The organism is Streptomyces sp. SID5785, assembly GCF_009870065.1.
In the GTDB taxonomy this organism is placed as follows: Bacteria; Actinomycetota; Actinomycetes; order Streptomycetales; family Streptomycetaceae; genus Streptomyces.
The window spans coordinates 1-1,844 of sequence record NZ_WWIA01001024.1 but is presented as its reverse complement, the minus strand read 5'-3'; the positions used below and the strand labels follow the sequence as shown (position 1 = coordinate 1,844).

Here is a 1,844-nt window from a genome sequence, read left to right as displayed (position 1 = left end):
TCGAGGAGGACTTCGGGCCGGACGGCGGGGCGCAGGGGCCGTCCGGCCGCGGGTCAGCCGGCTGACGTGTCCCGGTCGCCGCGCCGGGAGAGCAGCCGGCGCTGGGTGCGGCGGCCCTGGGCGGCCATCAGCGGCACGGCGCGCAGGCCCAGCGCCGGCGCCGCGTCGGCCAGCCGGGCGAGCACCCCGCGCCAGCCCGGGACGGCCGTCACGGGACGGGGCCGCTCGAGCACCTTGCGGACCGCGTCGGCGACCTCGTCCGGGCGGAGCAGCTTGCCGGAGAAGGACAGCGCACTGGCCGGGTCCTCCAGCTTGTCGTGGAGCATCGGCGTCCAGATGCCGTCCGGGCAGACGCAGGAGATGCGGATGTCGTCGATCCGCTCGGCTCTCAGGTCGGCCAGCGTGCTGAGGCTGAACCCGAGCGCCGCGTGCTTGGACGCCGCGTAGACCGCCTCGCCCGCCACGGCCGTCAGACCGGCGAGGGAGACGATGTTGACGATGTGGCCGCCGCCCCGGCCGCGCATCGCGTCGATCGCCGCGACGGTGCCGTTGATCGTCCCGACGGCGTTGACCTCGATCATCAGGGTGCGCAACGACGGTTCCTGCGACCAGGCGGGCCCGGTGGCCAGCACTCCGGCGTTGTTCACCCACACGTCGAGGCGGCCCGCCCGCTCCAGGATCGCGTCCCGGGCCGCGTCCACCTGAGCCGGGTCCCGGACGTCGACGGTCATCGCGGTGGCCGCGTCGCCGAGTGCGGCCGCGGCCGCCCGGACCGCGGGCCCGTCCCGGTCGGTGAGCAGCACCTGATGGCCGCGCTCGACGAGGATCCCGGCGATCCGGCGGCCCAGTCCGCGTCCGGCCCCGGTGACGACCGCACCCGCGGCCGGCCGGCTCATCGCAGGCCCGCCCGGATCTCGCCGTAGGCGATGCCGCCGTGGACGAAGGTCGGCACCACGGGCCAGAACCTCTTCCAGGGGGCGAGCTCGGTGGAGGGCAGGATCTGCAGCCACCGGGGGTCCTGACGCGAACGGTCGGCCAGCGTCTTCTCCTTGACCATGGAGTCGTACTGGTCGAGGGAGTCCTCGAGCGTGTTGGCGTTCGGGCAGATCTCGCGGCCGAACTGCTCGTGGTACTTGCGCACGCCCGGGATCCGGGACAGCTCCGGCTGCCAGTTGTCGAGGGAGATGCCGTTCTCCGACGACACCCAGACGCCGTCGGGCGTGTTGATCACCAGGGAGTGGTTGCCGTCCGTGTGCCCGGGTGTCCACAACAGGGCGATGCCGGGGCCGAGTTCGATGTCACCGTCGAACGTCACGAACTTGTACGGGTCCACCCCGCCGAGCCCGCCGTCGACGTACCACGCCCACTGCATCGGGTGCAGCGACTCCAGCGTGGCGAGCTCGCGGCGGTGCACGAGCATCCGCGCCGCGCCGAACAGCGGGCCGCGCGGCGTCGTCTCGCCCTCGATGACCTCGGTCGAGCCGAGGATCATCCGCGGGTCCTGCACGTGCAGATGGTCGAAGGTGCAGAAGTCGATGTCGTCGGCGCCGAGGCCGAGCCGCGTGAGGACGTCACCGGGCTCGTTGTAGTACTTGAGGACGGCCTTCTCGACCAGGCGGCCGCCGGGCACCTTCGCGGTGAGCCGGCGCAGGTTCCGGTAGAAGGGCGCCTCGGCGGATCCGTCGGGCACCGTGGGTTCGAAGACGAGCGTGCGCGGGGTGCCGTTCCAGTCGTCGTACTGGACGACGACCATGCGGTTGATCATCGAGATCAGCGGCAGCGTGGGCACCGACACCGCTCCGTGGAAGGCGTAGGCGACCGGGTACGGCGCCGCCGCGATGTCC

The 1,844-nt window shown here is 72.7% G+C and carries 2 protein-coding genes; both read right to left on the bottom strand.

The annotated features are described in order from the left end of the window. Positions 1 to 53: 53 nt before the first annotated feature. Complete coding sequence (locus GTW43_RS33220) at positions 54 to 896, bottom strand: SDR family oxidoreductase (protein ID WP_161305700.1); 843 nt, start codon at positions 894 to 896, stop codon at positions 54 to 56. Further along, positions 893 to 1,844 (bottom strand): hypothetical protein (locus GTW43_RS33215; RefSeq protein ID WP_161305699.1); only part of this gene is annotated, 952 nt, incomplete at its 5' end. The genes GTW43_RS33220 and GTW43_RS33215, both read right to left, overlap by 4 nt.

What these genes read in the sequence shown, in the direction of transcription:
- GTW43_RS33220 (WP_161305700.1), bottom strand. Translation starts at nt 896, where the DNA reads ATGAGCCGGCCGGCCGCGGGTGCGGTCGTCACCGGGGCCGGACGCGGA.